The 21,452-nt window shown below is 69.2% G+C and carries 22 protein-coding genes; 16 read left to right on the top strand and 6 right to left on the bottom strand.

Annotation, left to right across the window (positions count from 1 at the left end):
• The first annotated feature begins 32 nt into the window (after positions 1-32).
• Positions 33-500 (top strand): sigma-70 family RNA polymerase sigma factor, encoded by a 468-nt coding sequence (locus EV645_RS41455; protein ID WP_198682189.1) that lies wholly within the window; start codon positions 33-35, stop codon positions 498-500.
• Complete coding sequence (locus EV645_RS41450) at positions 493-1,125, top strand: hypothetical protein (protein ID WP_130450780.1); 633 nt, start codon at positions 493-495, stop codon at positions 1,123-1,125. The genes EV645_RS41455 and EV645_RS41450 overlap by 8 nt, the downstream gene beginning before the upstream one ends.
• Here the strand turns inward: EV645_RS41450 and EV645_RS41445 are convergent.
• Genes EV645_RS41445 through dacB form a run of 3 tightly spaced genes read right to left on the bottom strand, consistent with a single transcriptional unit; the run spans position 1,088 to position 4,567 of the window.
• Positions 1,088-1,975 carry a GNAT family N-acetyltransferase gene (locus tag EV645_RS41445; protein WP_242000990.1) on the bottom strand — a complete coding sequence of 296 codons (888 nt, stop codon included), beginning with the start codon at positions 1,973-1,975 and terminating at the stop codon, positions 1,088-1,090. The genes EV645_RS41450 and EV645_RS41445 overlap by 38 nt on opposite strands.
• A gap of 29 nt (positions 1,976-2,004) precedes the next feature.
• The gene (locus tag EV645_RS41440; protein WP_130450776.1) at positions 2,005-2,958 is read right to left on the bottom strand and encodes a GNAT family N-acetyltransferase; all 954 of its coding nucleotides are present in this window, start codon (positions 2,956-2,958) and stop codon (positions 2,005-2,007) included.
• 40 nt (positions 2,959-2,998) lie between these two features.
• Positions 2,999-4,567: a D-alanyl-D-alanine carboxypeptidase/D-alanyl-D-alanine endopeptidase gene (dacB, locus tag EV645_RS41435; protein ID WP_130450774.1), complete on the bottom strand. Its 1,569-nt coding sequence runs from the start codon at positions 4,565-4,567 to the stop codon at positions 2,999-3,001.
• A 175-nt stretch (positions 4,568-4,742) separates the two neighbouring features.
• Between dacB and EV645_RS41430 the strand changes: the two genes are divergently transcribed.
• From EV645_RS41430 to EV645_RS41415, 4 genes are all read left to right on the top strand, one after another.
• Complete coding sequence (locus tag EV645_RS41430; protein WP_130450772.1) at positions 4,743-5,375, top strand: CBM35 domain-containing protein; 633 nt, start codon at positions 4,743-4,745, stop codon at positions 5,373-5,375.
• Between the two features lie 67 nt (positions 5,376-5,442).
• Positions 5,443-7,548: an alkaline phosphatase family protein gene (locus tag EV645_RS41425; protein ID WP_130450770.1), complete on the top strand. Its 2,106-nt coding sequence runs from the start codon at positions 5,443-5,445 to the stop codon at positions 7,546-7,548.
• 3 nt (positions 7,549-7,551) lie between these two features.
• Positions 7,552-8,316 carry an MBL fold metallo-hydrolase gene (locus EV645_RS41420; RefSeq protein ID WP_130450768.1) on the top strand — a complete coding sequence of 255 codons (765 nt, stop codon included), beginning with the start codon at positions 7,552-7,554 and terminating at the stop codon, positions 8,314-8,316.
• On the top strand, positions 8,313-8,894 hold the full coding sequence (locus EV645_RS41415) for a DedA family protein (RefSeq protein WP_130450766.1): 582 nt from the start codon (positions 8,313-8,315) through the stop codon (positions 8,892-8,894). The genes EV645_RS41420 and EV645_RS41415 overlap by 4 nt, the downstream gene beginning before the upstream one ends.
• Here EV645_RS41415 and EV645_RS41410 read toward each other — a convergent pair.
• Complete coding sequence (locus EV645_RS41410) at positions 8,880-9,521, bottom strand: TIGR03085 family metal-binding protein (RefSeq protein ID WP_130450764.1); 642 nt, start codon at positions 9,519-9,521, stop codon at positions 8,880-8,882. The two genes, EV645_RS41415 and EV645_RS41410, sit on opposite strands and share 15 nt — an antisense overlap.
• Before the next feature lie 164 nt (positions 9,522-9,685).
• Between EV645_RS41410 and EV645_RS41405 the strand changes: the two genes are divergently transcribed.
• Positions 9,686-11,542, top strand: coding sequence for an ABC transporter ATP-binding protein (locus EV645_RS41405; protein WP_130450762.1), 1,857 nt, complete (start codon positions 9,686-9,688; stop codon positions 11,540-11,542).
• Complete coding sequence (locus EV645_RS41400; RefSeq protein WP_130450760.1) at positions 11,539-13,335, top strand: ABC transporter ATP-binding protein; 1,797 nt, start codon at positions 11,539-11,541, stop codon at positions 13,333-13,335. Before EV645_RS41405 ends, EV645_RS41400 begins: the two co-directional genes overlap by 4 nt.
• 99 nt (positions 13,336-13,434) lie before the next feature.
• Here EV645_RS41400 and EV645_RS41395 read toward each other — a convergent pair whose 3' ends face one another.
• On the bottom strand, positions 13,435-13,749 hold the full coding sequence (locus tag EV645_RS41395) for a Fe-S cluster assembly protein HesB (RefSeq protein ID WP_130450759.1): 315 nt from the start codon (positions 13,747-13,749) through the stop codon (positions 13,435-13,437).
• Positions 13,750-13,853: 104 nt separating this feature from the next.
• On the opposite strand from EV645_RS41395, the gene EV645_RS41390 reads away from it, so the two are divergent.
• Positions 13,854-14,720, top strand: coding sequence for a GNAT family N-acetyltransferase (locus tag EV645_RS41390; RefSeq protein ID WP_130450757.1), 867 nt, complete (start codon positions 13,854-13,856; stop codon positions 14,718-14,720).
• On the opposite strand, the gene EV645_RS41385 is transcribed toward EV645_RS41390, so the two are convergent.
• Positions 14,717-15,796 carry a dipeptidase gene (locus EV645_RS41385; RefSeq protein WP_130450755.1) on the bottom strand — a complete coding sequence of 360 codons (1,080 nt, stop codon included), beginning with the start codon at positions 15,794-15,796 and terminating at the stop codon, positions 14,717-14,719. The genes EV645_RS41390 and EV645_RS41385 overlap by 4 nt on opposite strands.
• Before the next feature lie 58 nt (positions 15,797-15,854).
• On the opposite strand from EV645_RS41385, the gene hisI reads away from it, so the two are divergent.
• The 7 genes from hisI to trpA all read left to right on the top strand — a co-directional run bounded on the left by hisI (position 15,855) and on the right by trpA (position 21,450).
• Positions 15,855-16,184 (top strand): phosphoribosyl-AMP cyclohydrolase, encoded by a 330-nt coding sequence (gene hisI, locus EV645_RS41380; protein WP_130450753.1) that lies wholly within the window; start codon positions 15,855-15,857, stop codon positions 16,182-16,184.
• Positions 16,181-17,683 carry an anthranilate synthase component I gene (locus EV645_RS41375; RefSeq protein WP_130450751.1) on the top strand — a complete coding sequence of 501 codons (1,503 nt, stop codon included), beginning with the start codon at positions 16,181-16,183 and terminating at the stop codon, positions 17,681-17,683. Before hisI ends, EV645_RS41375 begins: the two co-directional genes overlap by 4 nt.
• Positions 17,680-18,210 carry a Trp biosynthesis-associated membrane protein gene (locus EV645_RS41370; RefSeq protein WP_130450749.1) on the top strand — a complete coding sequence of 177 codons (531 nt, stop codon included), beginning with the start codon at positions 17,680-17,682 and terminating at the stop codon, positions 18,208-18,210. Before EV645_RS41375 ends, EV645_RS41370 begins: the two co-directional genes overlap by 4 nt.
• 56 nt (positions 18,211-18,266) lie before the next feature.
• Positions 18,267-18,524, top strand: coding sequence for an HGxxPAAW family protein (locus EV645_RS41365; protein WP_198682188.1), 258 nt, complete (start codon positions 18,267-18,269; stop codon positions 18,522-18,524).
• Between the two features lie 13 nt (positions 18,525-18,537).
• Positions 18,538-19,344 carry an indole-3-glycerol phosphate synthase TrpC gene (gene trpC, locus EV645_RS41360; RefSeq protein WP_130450747.1) on the top strand — a complete coding sequence of 269 codons (807 nt, stop codon included), beginning with the start codon at positions 18,538-18,540 and terminating at the stop codon, positions 19,342-19,344.
• 77 nt (positions 19,345-19,421) lie between these two features.
• A complete protein-coding gene (gene trpB / locus EV645_RS41355; RefSeq protein WP_130450745.1) occupies positions 19,422-20,633 on the top strand; it encodes a tryptophan synthase subunit beta in 1,212 nt (403 codons plus the stop codon).
• On the top strand, positions 20,626-21,450 hold the full coding sequence (gene trpA / locus EV645_RS41350) for a tryptophan synthase subunit alpha (RefSeq protein WP_130450743.1): 825 nt from the start codon (positions 20,626-20,628) through the stop codon (positions 21,448-21,450). The genes trpB and trpA overlap by 8 nt, the downstream gene beginning before the upstream one ends.
• Positions 21,451-21,452 lie beyond the last annotated feature (2 nt).

The raw sequence follows: 21,452 nt of genomic DNA, 5'->3' as shown, positions 1-21,452 counted from the left end.
CGCCGGTCCGGGTACGGCGGGACACTGAGGGCGTGGATGACCGAAGGGCGGATATTGCCGCTCTGTACCGGCAGACCTGGCCGCGGCTGATCGGCGTACTGGTGTCGATCGGGGGATCGCGCGTGGACGCCGAGCTGGTGGCGCAGGACGCGTACGCGAGGCTGCTCGGGCGTTGGGATTCGATCCGCCGGTTCGAGGATCCGGAGGCGTGGGTGCGCGGGCTCGCCGTGCGGACGATGGTCGGCCGGTTGCGTCGTCGTGAGGTGGTGCTCCGATTGGCGGCCCGGCTCTCCGGTCGTCCGAAGCGTGAGCCCGCTGGTGACGTCGAGGCCGCGCTGGCCCGGATCACGCCGGAGCAGCGGGCGATCGTCGTACTGCGTGACGTGATGGAGTTGCCGGTCGAGCAGATCGCTCAGGATCTGGAGCTGCCGGTCGGCGCGGTCAATGCGCGATTGGTGCGGGCGCGGCGGGCATTCGGGCAGGTGCTCGAGGATGCGTGACCAGCTGGTCGAGTATGTCGACGAGCGGACGCCGGACGAGGCGCCGCCGTTCGAGGAGCTCGAGCGGGCCGCCCGCGAGTTGCGCCGTCGACGGTATGTCCAGTCGGCCGCGGTGGTGGCGATCGTGATCGTGGCCGGGGTCGCCGGCGTACTCGGCTACCCGAAAGCGGACACCGAGCCGACGATCGGGCTGGAAGCGCCGAAGTACGCGGTCGACGGGCCGGCGCCGCAGCGGTACAAGCTCGGTACGACGATGATCCTGCTCCGGGGCGAGATCGCGGTGACGTCGGCGCGGCTGGATCCGGATCATCTCTCGCTGCTGATCGTGGGAGTCGAGCCGGACGAGGTCGCGATCGAGCCGTGCGAGCCGAACACGGTGGTGCGGATCCTGTCCCAGGACGGCGGGTCGGTCCGGATCGCGGCGTACCGGTACGGGGTCGGGCCGGACCAGAACGAAGGCCACCAGTGCAACAATCCCGGTCCCGCGCCGACCACGCTCAAGCTCGATCTGAAGAGTCCGCTCGGGAACCGGACGGTGTACGCCGGTACGACCGGTGAACGCGTTGTGCTGAAGGGACGCGGCTGCCTCAGGCCGGCTGGATCGTTCTCTGCCAGATGTCGCTGATCAGGTCCGGGCGCATGCCGACGCCGGTGTAGAGCGCGACCGCCGGGGTGGGGTTGCTGGAGTCGACGTGAAGGATCGTGCCGTCGCGTCCGGCGGCCGCGTCGGTGGCGAAGGCGGTGCGCAGGAGGAACGTTGCGAGACCGCGTCCGCGGGCAGACGGTACGACGGCGAGGCGGCCGACGTACCCGCAGTTGTCGGTGCTGACGAAGTTGTCGTTGCACTCGGTCACGCCCACCGGTTCGCCGTCCAGCTCGACGAGCGTCACCTGCGACCAGTCGAATGTCGACCGACTCTCCCGCGACTCCACCCATTCCCCGAACGGCCGCGGCAACGCCCCAGGCTGCTCCTTGAACGCCTCCATCAACACGCTGTGCGCCGCCCGCCTGCTCGCCTCATCCAACGCTCCCCGCCGTACAACAACCCCGTCCGGCACAGACGGTGCAGCGACCGGCCCGTCGAATCCGATCCGCATCCGCTGCACCGAGGTACCAACCACAAACCCCCGCGCAAGCAGCACATCGGGCAGCATGCGGTCCTGCCGAATCACACCCACCCGCACCACAGCCTCACCACCGGCGCGGTGTTCGGCTTGGGTGAGGAGCCAGTTCAGGACGGCTGGGTGTTGGCTCAGGATGTCGACGTTTAGGTGGGTGGGCGTGGTGACTGCGGTTGCGGAGCCGGCGAAGTGGCCGTCAGGGGTGAGTACCACCCAGCCGTCGGTTCGGAGGTTGATGCCGGGGTCGCGGAGGTAGTTGGCGACGTCTTCGGGGCTGTGTTTGGGGAAGCCCAGGAGGGCGGAGGTGTACGCCGCGGACTGCTCGGCGATGACGGGTGCGTCTTGCAGAACCATCGGGCGGGATGTGTAACCCGCGGGAAGGGTCATGCGGCGGTTACCTCGCGGCGCAGGACCTCCATGACGAGGGTGGGCTGCATGCCGACCGACAGGTAGACGCCGAGGGCGGGTGTCGGATTGTTGGTGTCGACGTGGAGGATCGTGCCGGCCCGGCCCGCCGCTGCGTCGAGCGCGAACTGGTCCCGCAGCAGGAACTTCGCCAGCCCCTTCCCGCGCGCCTTGTCCAGCACGCCCAACCGGCCGATGTACCCGCAGTTCTCGTCCCCGACGAACTGGCTCGTGCACGACCGGATCGCCACGACCTCACCGTCGAGTTCGAGCAACGTCAGCTGCGACCAGTCGAACGCCGAGAAGTTCTCCTGCGCCGCGTGCCACTCCTCGAACGACCGCGGCGTGAACCCGAACTGCCCCTCGAAACTCTCATTCAGTACGGCGTGCCCCGCGCGCTGACTCGCCTCGTCCGGCGCACCCCGCCGTACCGTCACCCCGGCCGGAACCTCCGGTACGGCGACCGGCTCGGCGTGATCGATCCGCATCCGGTGGAACGTCGTGCCAGGCTCGAAACCGTAACCGGCGAAGCGATCCCGGCGCGCGGCGTCCACCTGATAGTTGCCTCCGTCCAGCTGGACGGACGAATGCCCGTACTGCACAGCAAACTCCGCCGCACGCCTGAGAATGCGCTCGAGCAGGTAGGTCTCCACGGCCAGGTCTGCGGTCACCACATCCAGGTCGAGCTGGCGGTGGTCGCCCTTACCGAAGACCGCGCCGTAGCCGACCAAGCGGTCCCCGTCGAACACCAACCACCCATCGGTCTCTGCAGTGAACCCGGGCTCGGTGAGCTCGTCCTCCGCGTCCTCCAGCGTGTAGTCGGCGAAGCCGATCACCGAGGTGTTGTAGTCCGACACCAGCTCGAGGAGCGCCTGGGCGTCCTCCTTCGACGGCGGACGAACGGTGAACGAGGATGGCAGTACGGCGGTCATGCACTCATGGTGGTGAACGACCGCCGTACTGTCGACCTGATTAGCAGGCCTTGTCCCACTCCAGGTCACACGGCGTCTGTGCGGACTTGAACGTCTTGACCGCGGCCGGGGGAGCGCCCTGGTCCGACCACGACGCGAGCGTGACGCCGACCGCGTCCTCGATGTCCCGCGGGCTGCTGAGGTAGTTGTTGCTGATCATCGAGAACACCAGCTTGCGGCCGTCCGCGTTCGACACGTAGCCGGACAGCGCCGTCACGCCGGTGAGCGATCCGGTCTTGCCGTGCAGGTTGTTCGCGGCCGGCGTGTTCTGCATCCGGCTGCGGAGCGTGCCGCCGACGAACCGTTCCGGGTTGCCGGCGATCGGCAGGGCGTCGTACCACTGCTGGAACCACGGCTCCTTGCGCGCGGCGATCAGGATGTCGGTGATCGCGTCACCGGTCACGTTCACCTTGCGGGACAGGCCGGAGCCGTCGGACAGCCGGATCCGGCTGGTGTCGACGCCGACGCTCTGCGCGTAGTTCGTCACCACGTCCAGCCCGGCCGGCCAGCTGCCGTCGGCCTCGACGACCGCGCCCATCGCCTTGACCAGCGTCTCGGCGTGCATGTTGTTCGAGAGCTTGAGGAACGGCGTGAGCAGCTCGCCGACGGTCATCGACTCGTCCCGGGCCAGCCGCGCGGCGCCGGTCGGGGTGGTCGAGTTCTTGATGTGGCCGCTGACCGAGATGCCTTGCGCGGTCAGCGCCCGGCGGAACACGTCGGCGGCGTACAGCTCGGGCTCCCAGACGGTCGTCCACTCCTGGTCGACCGAGGCGCCGAGCGGGATCGAGCCGCTCACTCGGACGACGTTGGTGCCGTGGTCGCGCTCGACGCTGATGGTGTTGGAGGTGCCGGCTGCGCCGGTGGTCGCGGTGTTGATCAGCTTGATCGCGCCGGTCGCGGGGACCAGAGTCAGCTTGGCCGGTGCACCGGCGGCAGCGCCGGGGCGGCTCTCGACGATCGCCGTACCGGAGTCGTAGTCGGTGTTCGGGGCGAGCGTCAGCGCGGAGATCTGGGCGTTGTAGTAGAACGGCTCGTCGTCCCAGGCCCAGCTGTCACCGAGCCGGACGTGGTCGAAGTACGAGTCGTCCGCGATCAGGTCGCCGTCCACCCGCCGTACGCCGGCCGCCTTCAGCTGCTTGGCCAGGCCGGCGTAGTCGGACTCCAGCGCGGTCGGGTCGCCGTACCCCTTCAGGTAGAGGTCACCGCGCAGCTTCCCACCGCGGACGGGTGCGGTGGCGAGTACGTCGGTGTGGAAGCGGTACGACGGGCCGAGCACGTGCATCGCGGCCGTCGAGATGAACAGCTTGGTGTTCGAGGCGGGCAGCATCCGCTGGTCGCCGTTGCGGTTGTACAGCGTCTCCCCGGTGGTCGCGTCGCGGACCACGAGCTCGACCTGCGACCCGTCGTACCGGCTGTCGTTCAGCAGCCCGTCGAGCCGCTGCTGCAACGCCGTCTCTTGTACTGCGGTCGGCGCGCCGCTGGATTGCGTCGCGACACCGCCGACAACTGCTGCGACCGCGGCCAGCCCCGCGACCAACCCGCGTCCCGACACTCTCGGTAAATGACTCACGAGACACTCCCTCAAACCAGGCGGAAAACAACTAGCCGGAGTCTCTACCTCGAACGACTCCAGGTCCAGGGATCGGCGGGATTGAGGTCTCGCGTTCCAGGTGAATCGATGGAAAAGTTCGTCGTACAGGTATCCGCCCCACCTGAGGAGTCACCCATGCGACGACTTCTGACTATTGCTCTGGCAGTTCTCCGGCGGCGGGTACAACGACTGCAACTACCTCACGTCGTACGCGACCTCGACGAGCCTCGGCGGGCCGTGGACAACGGCGTACCGGCCGTTGATGACGACAGCGACGTTCGACAACGCCGTCTGCGGACCAGGTGGTGCGGACGTGGTCGACAACAAGATCTTCCTGCACGGCTGGGTCGGCAACCAGCGGCATCTCTACGTCGCCGACATCGGCTGGGCGAACGATTACCCGGTGGTCCGTGGGAGCCGGGTCCGGTACGAGGCTGAGCGCGGCACGCTCAACCACTGCAGCGTCCGGGCCAACGCCGCCGGCGCCTCGGACGGCAAGGTGGTCGCGTACATCGACTACGCCGACTCCTGGGTCGAGAACACGGTCTTCGCGCCGGTCGCGGGCAGCTACACGCTGTACGTCGGGTACGCCAACGGATCGACGTCCACCGCGAGCCACGGTCTCGTTGTCAACGGCAACAACGCGGGCTCGGTCGGCTACCCGGTCACCGGCTGGGACAACTGGCACGAGAGCTCGGTGTCGGTCACGCTCAACGCCGGCTGGAACACGATCCGGCTGACCAAAGGCGATCTGTACACCGAGGTGGACTACCTCGAAGTGCAGTAGGCACCCCGTAGTCTCGTAGTGCACCAAGATGCCTACGGGGTGACGAACGGGGAGTACGAAGCAAGCGATGGCGAAACCACCAGAACGGGTGTACGACGACCGGCGGCGGCGACCGGTGTGGCTGGATCTCCGCCGTACCGGCCGCGGCCTGCAAGCGATGTTGTACGGCGGTCTCGCGTCGCTGATCTCGCTGATCATCACGTTCTGGACGCTGCCGCAGATCAGCAGCGACGGCCGGCTGCCGATCTTCCGGCTGGTCGTGCTGCTGGCGGTGTTCTCGGTGCTGATGCGCTGGATTCTGGCCGGTGTCGCGGTGCTGATCGGCTCGCTCGGCGTACTGATCGGCGGGCTGCTGTCACAGTTCGGAGTCGTCTACCTCGCGATCACCGTCGACCCCGGCGTGAATCTGCACGGCGGGGTCGAGGCGCCGGTGCTGGTGGCCATCTGGATGTCGTCGATCAGCGCCTTCGTCGGCTGGGTCGCGTACGCCGGCAGTGACGACGCGTACGTCGCCGAGGTGATGCGGGTCGTGCACCGCCGGGCCCGGCGGATCCAGCCCGCGCCGAAGACCGGGCTGCTGATCATCCAGATCGACGGGCTGTCCGCGCCGCTGCTCAACTGGATGGTCCTGGCCGGCAACCTGCCGAACCTGGGCGGCTGGATCCGGGACGGCAACCACTCGATGCTCGCCTGGCACACCGGCGTACCGGCGACTACGCCGGCGAGCCAGGCCGGGATCTTGCACGGCGGCTCGAAGCACATCCCGGCGTTCCGGTGGTACGAGAAGGAGACCGGCCGGGTGATGGTCACGAACCGTGGCCGGGACGCGGCGGAGCTCGAGGAGCGGATGTCGACCGGTCGCGGCCTGCTCGCGGACGGCGGCGTCAGCATCAGCAACAACTGGTCCGGCGACGCGGACAAGTGCGAGCTGGTGTTCAGCCGGGCCGCCCTGCCGAACAGCCGCAGCCGCGGGTACGTCCGGTTCTTCTCCAGCCCGCAGGGCGCCGCCCGCGGGCTGATCCTGTGCGTCGCGGAGATGATCAAGGAGCTGCACCAGGCCCGCCGGCAACGCGTCCGGCATCTGGTCCCGCGGGTGAAGCGCGGCGGCGGGTACATCTTCCTGCGCGCGATCACCAACGTCCTGCTCCGCGACCTGAACGTCTCGCTGATCACCGACGAGCTGGTCCAAGGCACGCCGGTCATCTACTGCGACTTCGTCGACTACGACGAGGTCGCGCACCACGCCGGCCCGACCCGGGCCGAGTCGCTGCAGACCCTCGAAGGCCTGGACCGGGTGCTCGGTGCGCTCCAGCGGATCATCGACATCCTGCCGCACTCGTACGAGATCGTCGTGCTGTCCGACCACGGTCAGAGCCAGGGCTCGACGTTCCACCAGCGGTACGGCCGGACGCTGACCGAGGTGGTCGACGACCTCGTCGACACCACCAAGGAGCCGGTCTCGGCGGTCGGCAGGTCCGAGGGCTGGGGTCCGGTGAACGCGTTCCTCACCGAGCTGGCGATGCGCCGCAGCGTGGCCGGTTCAGTGACCCGGAAGGCGCTGCACGTGAAGAGCGGCGAGGTCGAGCTCGGTCCGAAGGACTGCGAGCCGCCGGTCGCCGCCGACGAGCAGATGGTCGTCACCGCGTCCGGGAACCTGGCGCTGCTCTACCTCGCCACCACGCCCGGCCGGGTGCCGCTGGAAGAGGTCGAGCTGCTGCATCCGAAGCTGATCCCGGGCCTCGCCACCCATCCCGGCATCGGGTTCGTCGTGGTCGACTCGCTCGCCGAAGGACCGGTCGCGATCGGTCGGGCCGGGGTCCATGTACTGCGGTCCGGCCGGGTCGAGGGGGAGGACCCGCTCGCGCCGTACGGCGAGCTGGCGGCCGCCTCGATGCTCCGGCAGGCAGAGATGGCGCACAACGGGGACCTCGTCGTGGTCAGCCGGCTGGACGACTACACGCACGAGGTGGCGGCATTCGAGGAGCTGGTCGGATGCCACGGCGGGATCGGCGGCTGGCAGACCGACGCGGTCCTGGTGCACCCGTCGCGCTGGGAGCTGAACAAGGCTCCCGTAGGCTCCGATGCGGTCCATGAGGTGCTCGTCGGCTGGCTGGAGCAGTTGGGGCACCGCAAGGACCTGGAGGAACCGGTCGAGTCGAAGGTTGAGGCCTGAAGCGTGCGAATCACCTGGTGGGGGCACGCCACCACCACCATCGAGGCGAACGGCACGCGGCTCCTGACCGATCCGGTGCTGACGTCGCGGATCGCGCACCTGCGCCGCCGCCGCGGTCCGAACCCGTCGCCCGAGGCGGGGCACTGCGACGCGGTGCTGATCTCGCACCTGCACGCCGACCACCTGCACCTCACCTCGCTGCCGATGGTCGCGCCCGACGCCGCGCTGGTGGTGCCGCGCGGCGCGGCGAAGCTGATCCACGCCGACAGCGGACCGGCGTACTCCGAGCGCTGTATCGAAGTTGCCCCGGGCAATCAAATCAAGATCGGGTCGCTCGAGATCACCGCTGTCACGGCGCATCACGACGGGCGGCGGCTGCCGTGGTCGTCGTACTCCGCGCAGGCGGTGGGGTACCGGATCGACAGCTCGCCGAGCGTCTGGTTCGCAGGCGATACGGATCTGTACGACGGGTTGGCGGCGGAGGCCGGTCAGGTTGACCTGGCGCTGGTGCCGGTCGGTGGATGGGGGCCGTCGCTGGGACCGGGGCATCTGGATCCGGTGCGAGCGGCCGAGGCGGTGCGGCGGGTCGGCGCTTCGAGGGCGGTCCCGGTACATTTCGGGACGTTCTGGCCGATCGGTTTCGATTGGGTCAAGCCGGAGTTGTTCCTGCCACCGGGGGACAGGTTCCGGGCCGCGATGGCCGAGGTGGACCCCTCGGTGAAGGTGGAGCTCTTGGTGCCAGGCGAGTCGTTCGAGGTGCCCGCATGAGCGGGGACACCAAGTTCGACCTTTGGTACTTGTTCGCGCTGGCCGGTGCGGTGTTGATCGGGGCGGTGCTTCCTGTGCTGCCGACGGGCGCTGCGGTCTCCGCGGGCGCCGTACTGGCGTCGCACAGCAACCCGATAGGGCTGGTCGGAGTGCTGATCGCAGGCGCGGCCGGGGCGTATGTCGGCGACCTGATCGTGTACGCCGGGTGCCGCTTCGGCGGTGAGCGATTGGCCAAGCGGATCGGCTGGTTGCGGGACAACGCGTCGCTCGACGCGCTCCGGGACAGGTTGTCCGAGCACGAGATCGGCGTGCTGCTGACGTCGCGGCTGATCCCCGGCGGACGCGTGCCCGTACTGCTGGCGGCCGGCCTGGCCGGGTACCCGTGGGAGCGGTTCGCGCTGGTCGATCTGGCCGCGTCGTCGCTGTGGGCCGCGGTCTACATGGCGATCGGACTGCTCGGCTACGCGCTGTTCGACGAGCCGTGGCAGGGCGTGCTGGCGGCGATCGTGCTAGTCATCCTCACCACCGTCGTCAGCAGCCTCATCCAGCGCCACCGGCGTAAATCACACCCCAAATGACGCGTTGCGGAGTCGCTCGATCGGCTCCGCATCACCGTCCAGCTTTACGTCGGCCACCTGCTGACGCCCGGAACAGAAGAGCACCAGCTCACCCGGCGCACCGGTCACCGTGACCGATCCCAGCTCGTTGGGGCGCTTCGCGACGACCGACGTACCGTCCGGCAGCGCCAGAACGACACCGCTCGCCGCCTTCCGCATCATCGACCGCGCACCCAGCCGGAGGCCCTTCCACAGACCCTCCTGCTGCTCGGCCGGCAGCGTGCGGATCTCGTACGACGGTTGGGCCCGGCGGACGTCCTCGTGGTGGATGAAGTACTCGCTCGTGTTGAGCTGGTGACCGAGCTTCGGCAGCGCGAAGATCGAGACCGCCGGCGGACCATGCCGGAACTTGTCGACCACCTCGGTGAAGCTGTAGCGCTCCTTCGCGCGCTTCATCCGCCGCGCGGTGGTCTCCGCGAGCGCCGGGATCACCAGCCCCGGCCCGACCATCGGATCAGCTTCCCGGACGTACAGATGGACCGCGAGGTCATAGGTGTCCCAGCCCTCGCACAGCGTGGGCTGATCAGGCCCCAGCTGGTCGAGCAGGTCACTGAGCGCAAGTCGTTCTACCCGGCTGTAGTCGGTCACAACTCGATCCTAATTCCCACCTTCTCCGCTTTCCTTCCTTCTGTTCTGGGTGGAGGAGAGGAAGGAAAGAAAAAGGAGGAGGAGGGAGGTTTTGGGGAGTGGCAGAATGTCAATCGTTGTCATGCCTGTGTCCCACGTATGCACCTGACTGCCTGGAGTGTGTCTTGCCTGTCCCGAAAGTCCCCGACAAGGGCAGCGTCACCCGGCGGGGGTTCGGGGTGCTGCGGGTCGCGATCTGGGAGGAGCCGGGCATCTTCACGCTGTCCGTGCTCGCCAGCATGCTGTACGGCGGGATGACCGTGGCCGGCGGCTGGGCCCTCGGCTGGTCGACCGATCACGTGATCCGGCCCGCGTTCGAGAGCGGTGAGACCACCACCGGCGCGATCCTGACCCTGATCTCGTTGTTCCTCGGGATCGCGATCCTGAACGCGATCGGCGTGGTCGGGCGGCGCCTCGGCGCCGGGGTGATGCAGTTCCGGCTGCAGGCGACGTACCGCAACCGCGTCACCCGGCAGTACCTGAAGCTTCCGCTCGAGTGGCACCACCAGCACTCGACCGGCATGTTGCTGTCGAACGCGAACGCCGACGTGGAGTCGACCTGGTTCGTGATCGCGCCGCTGCCGATGGCGATCGGCGTGATCGCGATGCTGGTGTTCGCGACGATCGCGATGTTCGCGGCCGACGTCTGGCTGGCCCTGGTCGGGTGCCTGGTGTTCCCGCTGGTCTTCGTCGCGAACGTGATCTTCCAGCGCTACCTGCAACCGCTCGCGACCCGGGCCCAGCAGCTCCGCGCGGATGTCTCCGAGGTCGCGCACGAGTCGTTCGACGGCGCGCTCGTGGTGAAGACGCTGGGTCGTGAGGCGGCCGAGACCGAGCGCTTCCGCGGCCCGACGAACGAGCTGCGCGACGCGAACATCGCGGTGAACAAGGCCCGCGGCATGTTCGACCCGGTCATCGACGGTCTGCCCCGGCTCGGCGTGCTCGCCGTACTGCTGGTCGGCGTCGGGCGGGTGCGGTCCGGCGGTGCGGATGCCGGTGACGTGATCCAGGTGGCGTTCCTGTTCACGCTGATCGGGTTCCCGATCCGGGCGCTCGGCTGGGTTCTCGGCGAGCTCCCGCGGTCGGTCGTCGGCTGGGACCGGGTCCAGCGCGTGCTGACCGCCAAGGGCGGCATGGAGTACGGCGAGGCGCGGCTCACGTCGACGAAGGCGGCCCGGCTGCAGGTGGCCGGCGTGCGGTTCGGGTACCTGCCGGAGCGCGACGTACTCGCGGGGATGGACTTCACGATCGAGCCCGGGCGGACGGTCGCGGTGGTCGGGCCGACGGGTGCCGGCAAGTCCACGTTGACCACGCTGCTGACGCGGCTGGTCGACCCGGAGCAGGGCGCCGTCAAGGTCGACGGGGTCGATCTGCGGGAGCTGGCGCGCGACGAGCTGGCCGGCTCGGTCGCGCTGGTGGCGCAGACCGCGTTCCTGTTCGACGACACGATCCGCGGCAACATCACGCTCGGTGGCGAGTACAGCGACGACGACGTGTGGGACGCGCTGCGAATCGCGCAGGGCGACGGGTTCGTGAAGGCGCTGCCGGAGGGCCTCGACACCAAGGTCGGCGAGCGCGGTACGACGCTGTCCGGCGGGCAGCGGCAGCGGATCGCGCTGGCACGTGCCCTGGTACGGCGGCCGCGGCTGCTGATTCTGGACGACGCGACGAGCGCGGTCGACCCGCAGGTCGAGGCACGCATCCTGGCCGGGCTGCGGAGCGCCGTACACGACGAGGCCGGCGCGGCGACGACCGTGCTGGTGATCGCGTACCGGAAGGCGACGATCTCGCTCGCCGACGAGGTGCTGTTCATGGACGACGGCCGGATCCTCGCGCATGGCACCCACACGGAGCTGCAGTCGTCGACACCGGCGTACCGGGACCTGGTCGACGCGTACGAGAAGGACGCCGAGCGCCGGCAGGAAGAGGCCGAACTCGATCTCGACGAGGCTGAGCTTGATGAGGAAGGGGTGTCAGCGTGAGCGCGGCGGAAGCGTCTCGTCTTGACCACGGCGACAACGCGGGTGGACTTCAGACCCTGAAGGACGGCCTCAAGGTCTCGCCCGAGCTGGCACGCGGGTGGTGGGTGACCGGGATTCTCGCGCTGACGATGACGGCCGGGCGGATCGTCGTACCGATCGCGGTGCAGCAGACCATCGACAAGGGACTGTCCGGCGCCGGCGGTCCGGACATGTCGTACGTCGCCTGGATGTGCCTGATCTGCGCGCTGGGCGTGATCCTGACCGCGGGCGCGTCGTACCTGACGACTGTGCGGCTCGCGGTCAACTCGGAGTCCGGGCTGGCGACGATGCGGATCAAGGCGTTCCGGCACGTGCACGATCTGCCGGTGCTGACGCAGAGCACGGAGCGGCGCGGCGCGCTGGTCAGCCGGGTCACGTCCGATGTGGACACGGTGTCGCAGTTCCTGCAGTTCGGCGGGTTCATCTTCATCGTCAGCCTCGGGCAGATGGCGCTGGCGACCGTGGTGATGTTCTTCTACTCGTGGCAGCTCGCGTTGGTCGTGCTGCTGTGCTTCATCCCGCTGTTCGCCAGCCTGAAGTACCTGCAGCGCGCGATGTCGGCGGCGTACGGCGTGGTCCGGGCGAAGGTCGGCGAGATGCTGTCGGCGATCTCGGAGCCGGTCGTCGGCGCGCAGGTGGTCCGCTCGTACGCGATCGAGAAGCGGACTCAGGACCGCATCGACGCGTCGATCGAGGACTACCGCAAGACCGCGACCAAGGCGCAGGCGATCACCGGTCTGACGTTCTCGATCGGCGGTCTGGCGGCCGGTCTCGCGAACGCGGGCGTGCTGACGGTCGGCGTACTGCTCGGGGTCGACGGCAAGGCGACGCTGGGCGAATTGCTCGCGTTCATGTTCCTGGTGTCGCTGTTCTCGGACCCGGTGCAGATCGCGACGCAGGTGCTGACCGACGCGCAGAGCGCGTTCGCCGGTTGGCGGCGGGTGCTCGGCGTGATCGCGACGCCGGCCGACGTCGTGGACCCCGGCGAGGACGGCGTGAAGCAGGCCCGCGGACCGATCACGGTCGAGTTCGCGGACGTCGATTTCGCTTATCCGGAAGGCGATCTGGTACTGCGCGACGTCGACGTACGGATCGCGCCGCATCGGCGGGTCGCGGTCGTGGGCGAGACCGGGTCCGGGAAGACGACGTTCGCGAAGCTGCTGACCCGGTTGATGGATCCGACGTCGGGCGCGGTCAAGCTCGATGGGGTGGACGCTCGCGAGATTTCGTTCGAGTCGCTGCGGGAGCGGGTCGTGATGGTGCCGCAAGACGGGTACCTGTTCGACGCGTCACTCGCGGAGAACGTGCGGTTCGGCCGGCCCGAGGTGACCGACGCGGAGTTGGTGACGGCGTTCGAGTCGCTCGGGCTGACGGACTGGCTGGAGTCGCTGCCGGACGGCCTGCAATCGCCCGTCGGTCAGCGCGGTGAATCGCTGTCGGCGGGGGAGCGGCAGCTGGTCGCGCTCGTCCGCGCGAACATCGCGGATCCGGATCTGCTCGTGCTCGACGAGGCGACGTCCGCGGTCGACCCGGGCACCGAGGTGCGGGTCAACGCGGCGCTCGAGCGACTGATGGCCGGGCGTACGTCGGTGACGATCGCGCACCGGCTCTCGACCGCCGAGGCTGCCGATGAAGTGCTGGTCTTCGACGACGGCGAGATCGTCGAACGCGGACCGCACGCCGAGCTGGTCGGCGCCGGCGGCGTGTACACGCACCTGCACGACAGCTGGATCGCCCAGCGGAGCGCGGTCTAGGGGCCAGACGTGCGTGCGCCGGCCGGGATTCAGATCCCGACCGGCGCAGAGCACAGCTGATCAGGCGCGGTCGGCGCCTGATCGGCTCGTCGCTCGTCCTCAGGGGGTCGGAGCAGCTCCGTTGCCCGCGCCCGGCTGCGGCACCAGCAGGAACTCGACACCGCCCTTGTCGTCCACTGCGGCGTCCAGGATCTTGTCGTCGAGCGCATTCGCGGCGTTGTGCTCGAGGAACACCCGTGCACCCGCCTCCTCGACCACCTGGTCACCAGGCTGCGGAGCCTCGGTAGTCGTCACCGCGAGCGCCGGATCCGCCGGGTTCTCCTGCGAGATCCGCACCCCGGCCCCCTCCGGCGCGCCCTCGACTCCAGTGATGCTCTTGATCACCAGCGTCGCGTTCTCAGTCAGGGTAAGCACAGCCACTCCATCCGTCGGTCAACACTTGAGTCCGTCCCGTGCCCCCACCGCAGAATCACAAACATGTGTGCGAACTGTCCGCGGCATGGTGTGTGATCGGGGGTATGGCGATTGCGTTGAGTACTGCGGGTGTCGGGGAGCTGGACGAGGTTGTAGGGGTGTTGCGGGGGTGGCAGCGCGACGGGGTGCCGGTGCAGTTGCATCCGGGGGATTTGGGGTGGTTCTGGCGGTTCGGGGCGGAGGCTACGGCGGCCGCGACGCGGGTTTGGCGGCGGGGCGGGGAGATCGTCGCGGTGGGGATGCTTGATGAGCCGGACTGGTTGCGGATGGCGATCGCGCCGGAGTTGCAGCGGGACGACGAGTTGGCGCAGCGGATCGTCGAGGACGTTTCGACGCCGGACAGCGGCGTACTGATTGAGGGCCAGGTGGCTGTCGAGACGCCGATGGGGGCGCTCGTTCAGGATCTGCTCTTCAAGGACGGGTGGGACGCGGACAAGCCGTGGATCCCGCTGGTGCGCAGTCTGAGTGGCCCGGTGCCCGATCCGGGAATGCGGGTCGATGTGGTCGGGTCGGAGGATGCGCACGAGCGGACCGGTGTACAGCGGGCTTCGTTCGACGGGTCGACGTTCACCAACGACCGCTGGTTCGCGATGGCCGACGGCCTGCCGTACGCCGATGCGCGGTGCTTGATCGCGCGGAACAAGCTCGGCGAGTCCGTGGCCGCCGCGACCGTGTGGTCAGCCGGGGAAGGACGTCCGGGCTACATCGAGCCGATGGGCGTGCATCGGCTGCACCGCGGGCGTGGCTACGGCACCGCGATCGTGCTCGCGTGTGCTCGTGCGTTGCAGGAAATGGGCGCCTCGAGCATCTACACCTGTACGCCGGCGTCCAACGACGGCGCGGTCGCGACGTACCAGGCCGCCGGTCTCGAGCCGCAAGCCGAGATCAGGGCGCAGAACCGCAACGCCTAAGCCGTGGCGACGTCGTCCGCGGCCCGGAGCACGCGCAGGATGTTGCCACCGGCAAGCTTCCCGAGGTCCTCGTCGCTCCAGCCGCGGTCGGCCAGCGCGTCGAACAGCACCGGGTACGACGACACGTCGGGCAGCTCGATCGGGAACTCCGGGCAGCCGTCGTAGTCGCCGCCGACGCCCATGTGGTCGATCCCGGCCACCTCGCGGACGTGTTCGACATGCTTGACCACGTCCGCGAGCGTGATGTCCGGGCGCGGTACGCCGTACAGCTCCTCGACCTGCTTGCGGTGTTCCTTGCCCTCGAGCCCGCGCTCCTTGGCCAGCGCGCGCATGCCGTCGAGCCAGTCGACGTACGACTGCGAGACGAAGTACGGGACGAAGGTGACCATGCAGACGCCGTCGTTGGCGGCGAGCGTCTCGAGCACGTCGTCAGGCGCGTTCCGCGGTACGTCGCAGACAGCGCGGGACGACGAGTGGCTGAAGATCGCCGGCGCGCTGGTCACCCGGAGCGCGTGCCGCATCGTGTCGGCGGAGACGTGCGAGAGGTCGACCAGCATGCCGATCCGGTTCATCTCGCGGACGACCTGCTCGCCGAAGTCGTTCAGCCCGCCAAGCACCGGCTCGTCGGTGGCCGAGTCGGCCCAGGAAACATTGTTGTTGTGCGTGAGCGTCATGTACCGCACGCCGAGCTCGCGCATCACCCGCAGTACGCCGAGGGACTCGCCGATCGAGTGACCGCCCTCCATCCCCATCAGCGAGGCGATCCGGCCGGTCGCGATGGCTGCCTCCACCTCGTCGGCGGTGTCTGTCAGCTGCAGATCGCCGGGGAACCGCTCGACGAACCGGTGGACGAAGTCGAGCTGCTCGAACGTCCGCCGGACCGCGTGCTCGTCCTGCGGCACCCACAAGGACCAGAACTGACCGCCCACGTGCCCAGCCCGCAGCCTCGGGATGTCCGTCTGCAGCTGTGGCACCGGCCCGCTCAGGTCGTGTGCGTCCAGGTCGTACTCGCACAGCTCGTAGAACGCGATGGGCAGATCGTTGTGGCCGTCGATCACCGGATACGCACTCGTCATGCCGCCATCTTGTCAGCCCGTGGTAAAAGCTGTCGGCCGGATCGGAGACAATGGATCGGTGACTATCGACGAGTTGACCTTCGACGCGGCCGGGTTGATACCCGCGGTGGTGCAGCAGTACGACACGCGCGAGGTCCTGATGGTGGGCTGGATGAACGCCGAGGCGGTGCGCCGCACCGCGGAGACCAAGCGGGGCACGTTCTGGTCCCGCAGCCGCCAGGAGTACTGGGTCAAGGGCGAGACCAGCGGCAACCGTCAGCACGTGAAGCAGATCCTCGTCGACTGCGACGCCGACACCCTGCTCGTCCTCGTCGACCAGGAAGGCCCCGCCTGCCACACCGGCACCCGCAGCTGCTTCGAGAACGGTGAGATCGAGGTGGCGGCGTGACGGTTCCGGAGCTGGAGACCTTCCGCGAGTACGCGAAGGACCGCCGGGTCATCCCGGTGACGCGCCGGCTGCTCGCCGACGCCGAGACGCCGATCGGTGTCTACGGCAAGCTCGCGGCCGAGCGCGAGGGCACGTTCCTGCTGGAGTCGGCGGAGAACGGCGGAGTCTGGTCGCGCTACTCGTTCATCGGCGTCCGCTCCGCCGCGACGCTGACCGAGCGCGACGGCGAGGCCGTCTGGACCGGCAACCCGCCCGTCGGCCTCCCGCAGACCGGTGACCCGCTGAAGGCGCTGCGTGAGACGCTCGAGATCCTGCACACGCCGCGGTTGCCCGACCTGCCCCCACTGACCGGGGGCATGGTCGGCTTCCTCGGGTACGACGCCGTGCGCCGCCTGGAGCGGTTGCCCGACACAACGACCGACGACCTCGGCCTGCCCGAGCTGACGTTCCTGTTCGCGACCGACCTGGCCGCCCTCGACCACGAGACCGGCGAGATCTGGCTGATCGCGAACGCTGTCAACTGGGACGACTCCGACGAGCGCGTCGACGAGGCGTACGCAGACGCCGTCCGGCGGCTCGACGCGATGGAGCGCGACCTCGCGCAGCCCACCCCGTCGTACGTCGTCCGTGCCGACCGGCAGGCGCAGCCCGACCCGCACCGGCAGCGCTCCAGCGCGGAGTACCGGGAGGCGGTCGAGCACGCCAAGGAGGAGATCCGGGCCGGCGAGGCGTTCCAGATCGTCGTCTCGCAGCGGTTCGAGTTGCAGACCACCGCGAGCGCCCTGGACATCTACCGGGTGCTGCGACGGTCCAACCCGAGCCCGTACATGTACCTGGTCCGCCTCGACGGCTTCGACATCGTGGGCTCGAGCCCGGAGGCCTTGGTCAAGGTCACCGAGAACAAGGTGATCCTGCACCCGATCGCCGGCACCCGCCGCCGCGGCGCCACGCCGGAGGAGGACCACGCGCTCGAGGAGGAGCTCCGCGCCGACGCCAAGGAGCGCGCCGAGCACCTGATGCTGGTCGACCTCGGCCGCAACGACGTCGGCAAGGTGTGCGCGCCCGGCACGGTCGAGGTGGTCGACTTCATGGACGTGCGGCGCTACAGCCACGTCATGCATCTCGAGTCGACGGTCACCGGGCAGCTCAAGGCCGGCATGACCGCGTTCGACGCACTGACCGCCGCGTTCCCGGCCGGAACGTTGTCCGGGGCACCGAAACCGCGGGCGATGGAGATCATCGACAAGCTCGAGGTCACCCGGCGCGGTGTGTACGGCGGCGTGGTCGGCTACCTGGACTTCGCCGGCGACGCGGACACCGCGATCGCGATCCGGACCGCGGTGCTGCGCGGCGGGACGGCGTACGTGCAGGCCGGTGCCGGGATCGTCGCGGACTCCGACCCGGCCTCGGAGGACGCCGAGTGCCGGACCAAGGCGGCCGCCGTACTGAACGCGATCGCGGTCGCGGGAACCTTCAGCGACGTATGCAGTGACGTATGAAACCGCAACGGATAGTCGATCTGCTCGCCCTGGTGGCGCTGGTGCTGCTCGGCCTGTCCGGGTACCTGACGTGGGTCTCGGCCAACCCGGGCAACGGGCGTGTCGACGTGGTGTTCAGCGGCTACACGATCACCAAGGCGCCGGTCACGCTGGCGCTGGCGTCGGTGGTGGCGGTCGTGGTCACGAAGCTGGCCGGCACGATGCTGCGGAGGGTTCTGGGCGGTCTGGTGGCGCTGCTCGGAGCGGTCGCGGTCATCGTCGCTCTGACCGTCCGCCCCGGCGGCGCCGAGCTGAGCAGGCTGCGGCCCGAGCTGAGCGACGTACTCGCCGACCAGGTCACGCAGACCCTCGGCGTGGCGCCGTGGTTCGCACTAGCAGGCGGGATCGCCCTGGTCGCGGCGGGTCTGATCGCCGCGGTGACGGCCCACAGGTGGCGGCGACCTACAGCACGATACGAGCGTGATCCGGCTGCCTCACCGGCCGATCAGTGGAAGGCGATCGACGCCGGGGAGGACCCGACTCTCTGATCGCGGCGGGCTACCGCCACAATAGGACAGGACGACGAGGAGGAGTGGCGCCAACTATGGACAATACGGTGGCGGATCAAGCAGCTAGTCGGATCGACGAGGAGGCTCCCCACGATCTGCACGGCAACAGCCCCGCGGCGTGGACCGCGGTGGTGATCGTGCTGGTCGCGTTCACGGTGGGCGCCATCGCGATGGTGCTCGGCCCGAACTGGGTGCTGTTCTGGATCTCCGTCGCGATCGCGGTGCTCGGTGCGCTGACCGGCAAGGTGCTGCAGTTGCTGGGCTTCGGGGTCCCGACTGACGGCGACCACTGAGGGGCGGACGGACATGACTGTGCTTGACGACATTCTCGCTGGGGTCCGCGAGGACCTTGCGGAGCGCCAGGCGCGGGTCAGCCTGGACGATCTGAAGCAGGAGGCCCAGCGCAAGCCCGACGCCAAGGACCCGATGCCCGTGTTCCGCGGTGACGGGATCGCGGTGATCGCCGAGGTGAAACGGTCCAGCCCGTCCAAGGGCGAGCTGGCCGAGATCACCGACCCGGCCGCGCTGGCCGGGGAGTACGAGTTGGGCGGCGCCGCGGCGATTTCGGTCCTCACCGAAGAGCGCCGGTTCAACGGCAGCCTCGACGACCTGCGCGCGGTTCGCGGCCGGGTCGACGTGCCCGTGCTGCGTAAGGACTTCATCGTCTCGTCGTACCAGCTCTGGGAGGCCCGGGCGGCCGGCGCCGACATGGTGCTGCTGATCGCGGCGGCGCTGGAGCAGGAGGCCCTGGTCTCGCTGATCGAGCGTGCGCACTCGATCGGCCTGTGCCCGCTGGTCGAGGTGCACGACGAGGAGGAGACCCGGCGTGCGGTGGACGCCGGCGCTCAGCTCATCGGCGTGAACAACCGCAACCTGAAGACCCTCGAGGTCGACCGGGACACGTTCGCGCGGGTCGCGCCGACGATCCCGACCGAGCTGGTCCGGGTGGCCGAGTCCGGGGTCCGCGGGCCGCATGATGTAATCGAGTTCGCGCGCGCCGGGGCCGATGTCGTCCTCGTCGGTGAAACCCTGGTGACCGGCCGCGATCCTCGCGCCTCGGTCGCCGACCTCGTCGCCGCCGGATCGCACCCCGCAATCCAGCAGCGGCACTGACCTCTCCTCCCGGTCCAAACGGGTAGGGGTAGTAACTCTCCCGCGCCGTCTGGGCCGGGTCTGGAAGGTTTTGTCGGATGTCTACTGTGCTGCCCGACCAGTTCGGGCACTTCGGCCGTTTCGGCGGCAGGTTCATGCCGGAGGCGCTGATCGCGCCGCTCGACGAGCTCACCCAGGCCTGGCGCGAAGCCATGGCCGACCCGGAGTTCACCGGTGAGTTCGAGCGGATGCTGCGCGAGTACATCGGCGCCCCGAGCCTGCTGTACGACGCGACCCGGCTGTCCGACGCGGCCGGCGCGCGGATCCTGCTGAAGCGCGAGGACCTGAACCACACCGGCGCGCACAAGATCCGCAACGCGATCGGCCAGGCGCTGCTGACCAAGCGGATGGGCAAGCCGCGGGTGATCGCCGAGACCGGCGCCGGCCAGCACGGCGTCGCGACGGCGACCGCGTGCGCGTACCTCGGCCTGGAATGCGTCGTCTACATGGGCGAGGTCGACACCGAGCGCCAGGCGCTGAACGTGGCCCGGATGCGGCTGCTCGGCGCCGAGGTCATCTCGGTCAAGACCGGCAGCCGGACGCTGAAGGACGCGATCAACGAGGCGTTGCGCGACTGGGTCGCCAGCGTGGACAAGACCCACTACATCCTCGGTACGGCGGCGGGCTCGCACCCGTTCCCGGCGATGGTGCGCGACTTCGTCCGCGGGATCGGCGACGAGGCGCGGGAGCAGTCGCTCGAGCTGCTCGGCAAGCTGCCGGACGCCGCTGTCGCATCGGTCGGCGGCGGGTCGAACGCGATCGGCCTGTTCACCGCGTTCATCCCGGACGAGTCCGTGAAGCTGTACGGCATCGAGCCGGGCGGCGAGGGGTTCGAGACCGGTCGGCACGCGGCGACGATCACGGCCGGGCAGGTCGGCGTACTGCATGGTGCGCGGTCGTTCCTGCTGCAGGACGAAGATGGGCAGACGATCGAGTCGCATTCGATCTCCGCGGGTCTGGACTACCCGGGCGTCGGTCCGGAGCACGCGTGGCTGGCCGAGACCGGGCGCGCGTCGTACCGGCCGATCACCGACGCCGAGGCGATGGACGCGTTCCAGCTGCTGTCCCGGACCGAGGGCATCATCCCGGCCATCGAGTCCGCGCACGCGGTCGCCGGTGCGCTGGACATCGCCCGCGAATTGGGGCCAGAGGCAACTATTCTGGTGAACCTCTCCGGGCGCGGGGACAAGGACATGGACACGGCCGCCACCTGGTTCGGCCTCGGCAACAAGGAGGCCGGCCGTGAGTGAGCTCGTTGCCCTGGGCAAGGCCGGCGCGGCGATCCGGACCGCGAACGACGCGGGCCGCGCGGCCGTGATCGGGTACCTGCCGGCCGGCTTTCCGACGTACGACGGAGCGCTGGACGGCCTGAAGGCACTGGTCGACGGCGGCGCGGACGTGATCGAGCTCGGCCTGCCGTACAGCGACCCGGTGATGGACGGCGTGACGATCCAGCGCGCCACCGAGATCGCGCTCGCCGGCGGCGTGCGGACCCGCGACGTGCTCAGCACGGTCGAGAAGCTCGCGGCGTACTCCGACGTACCGGTGCTCGTGATGACGTACTGGAATCCGATCGAGCGGTACGGCGTGGACCGGTTCGCCGCCGACTTCGCCGGTGTCGGGGGAGCGGGCCTGATCACGCCGGACCTGATCCCGGACGAGGGCGCGGAGTGGATCGCGGCCGCGGACAAGAACGAGCTGGACAAGGTGTTCCTGGTCTCGCCGTCGTCGACGGACGCGCGGATCGCGATGACGACGGCCGCTTGCCGCGGGTTCGTCTACGCGACCGCAGTGATGGGTGTCACCGGTGCCCGGGACAAGCCGTCGGAGCTCGCGGCGCCGCTGGTGGCGCGGGTCAAGGCGGCGACCGAGCTGCCGGTCGGCGTCGGGCTGGGCATCTCGAACGGTGACCAGGCCGCGGGAGTGGCCGCTTTCGCGGACGCTGTGATCGTCGGAGCGGCGCTCGTCAGAGCCCTGGGAGACGGCGGCGCGGCCGGCGTCCGGGCCCTGACCGAGGACCTGGCCGAAGGCGTACGCCGGGAACCCCGCGCGCCCGCCGAACGTTAGTA

The organism is Kribbella rubisoli (assembly GCF_004217145.1).
Taxonomy (GTDB): Bacteria; Actinomycetota; Actinomycetes; order Propionibacteriales; family Kribbellaceae; genus Kribbella; species Kribbella rubisoli.
This window is presented reverse-complemented; position numbering and strand designations above follow the sequence as displayed.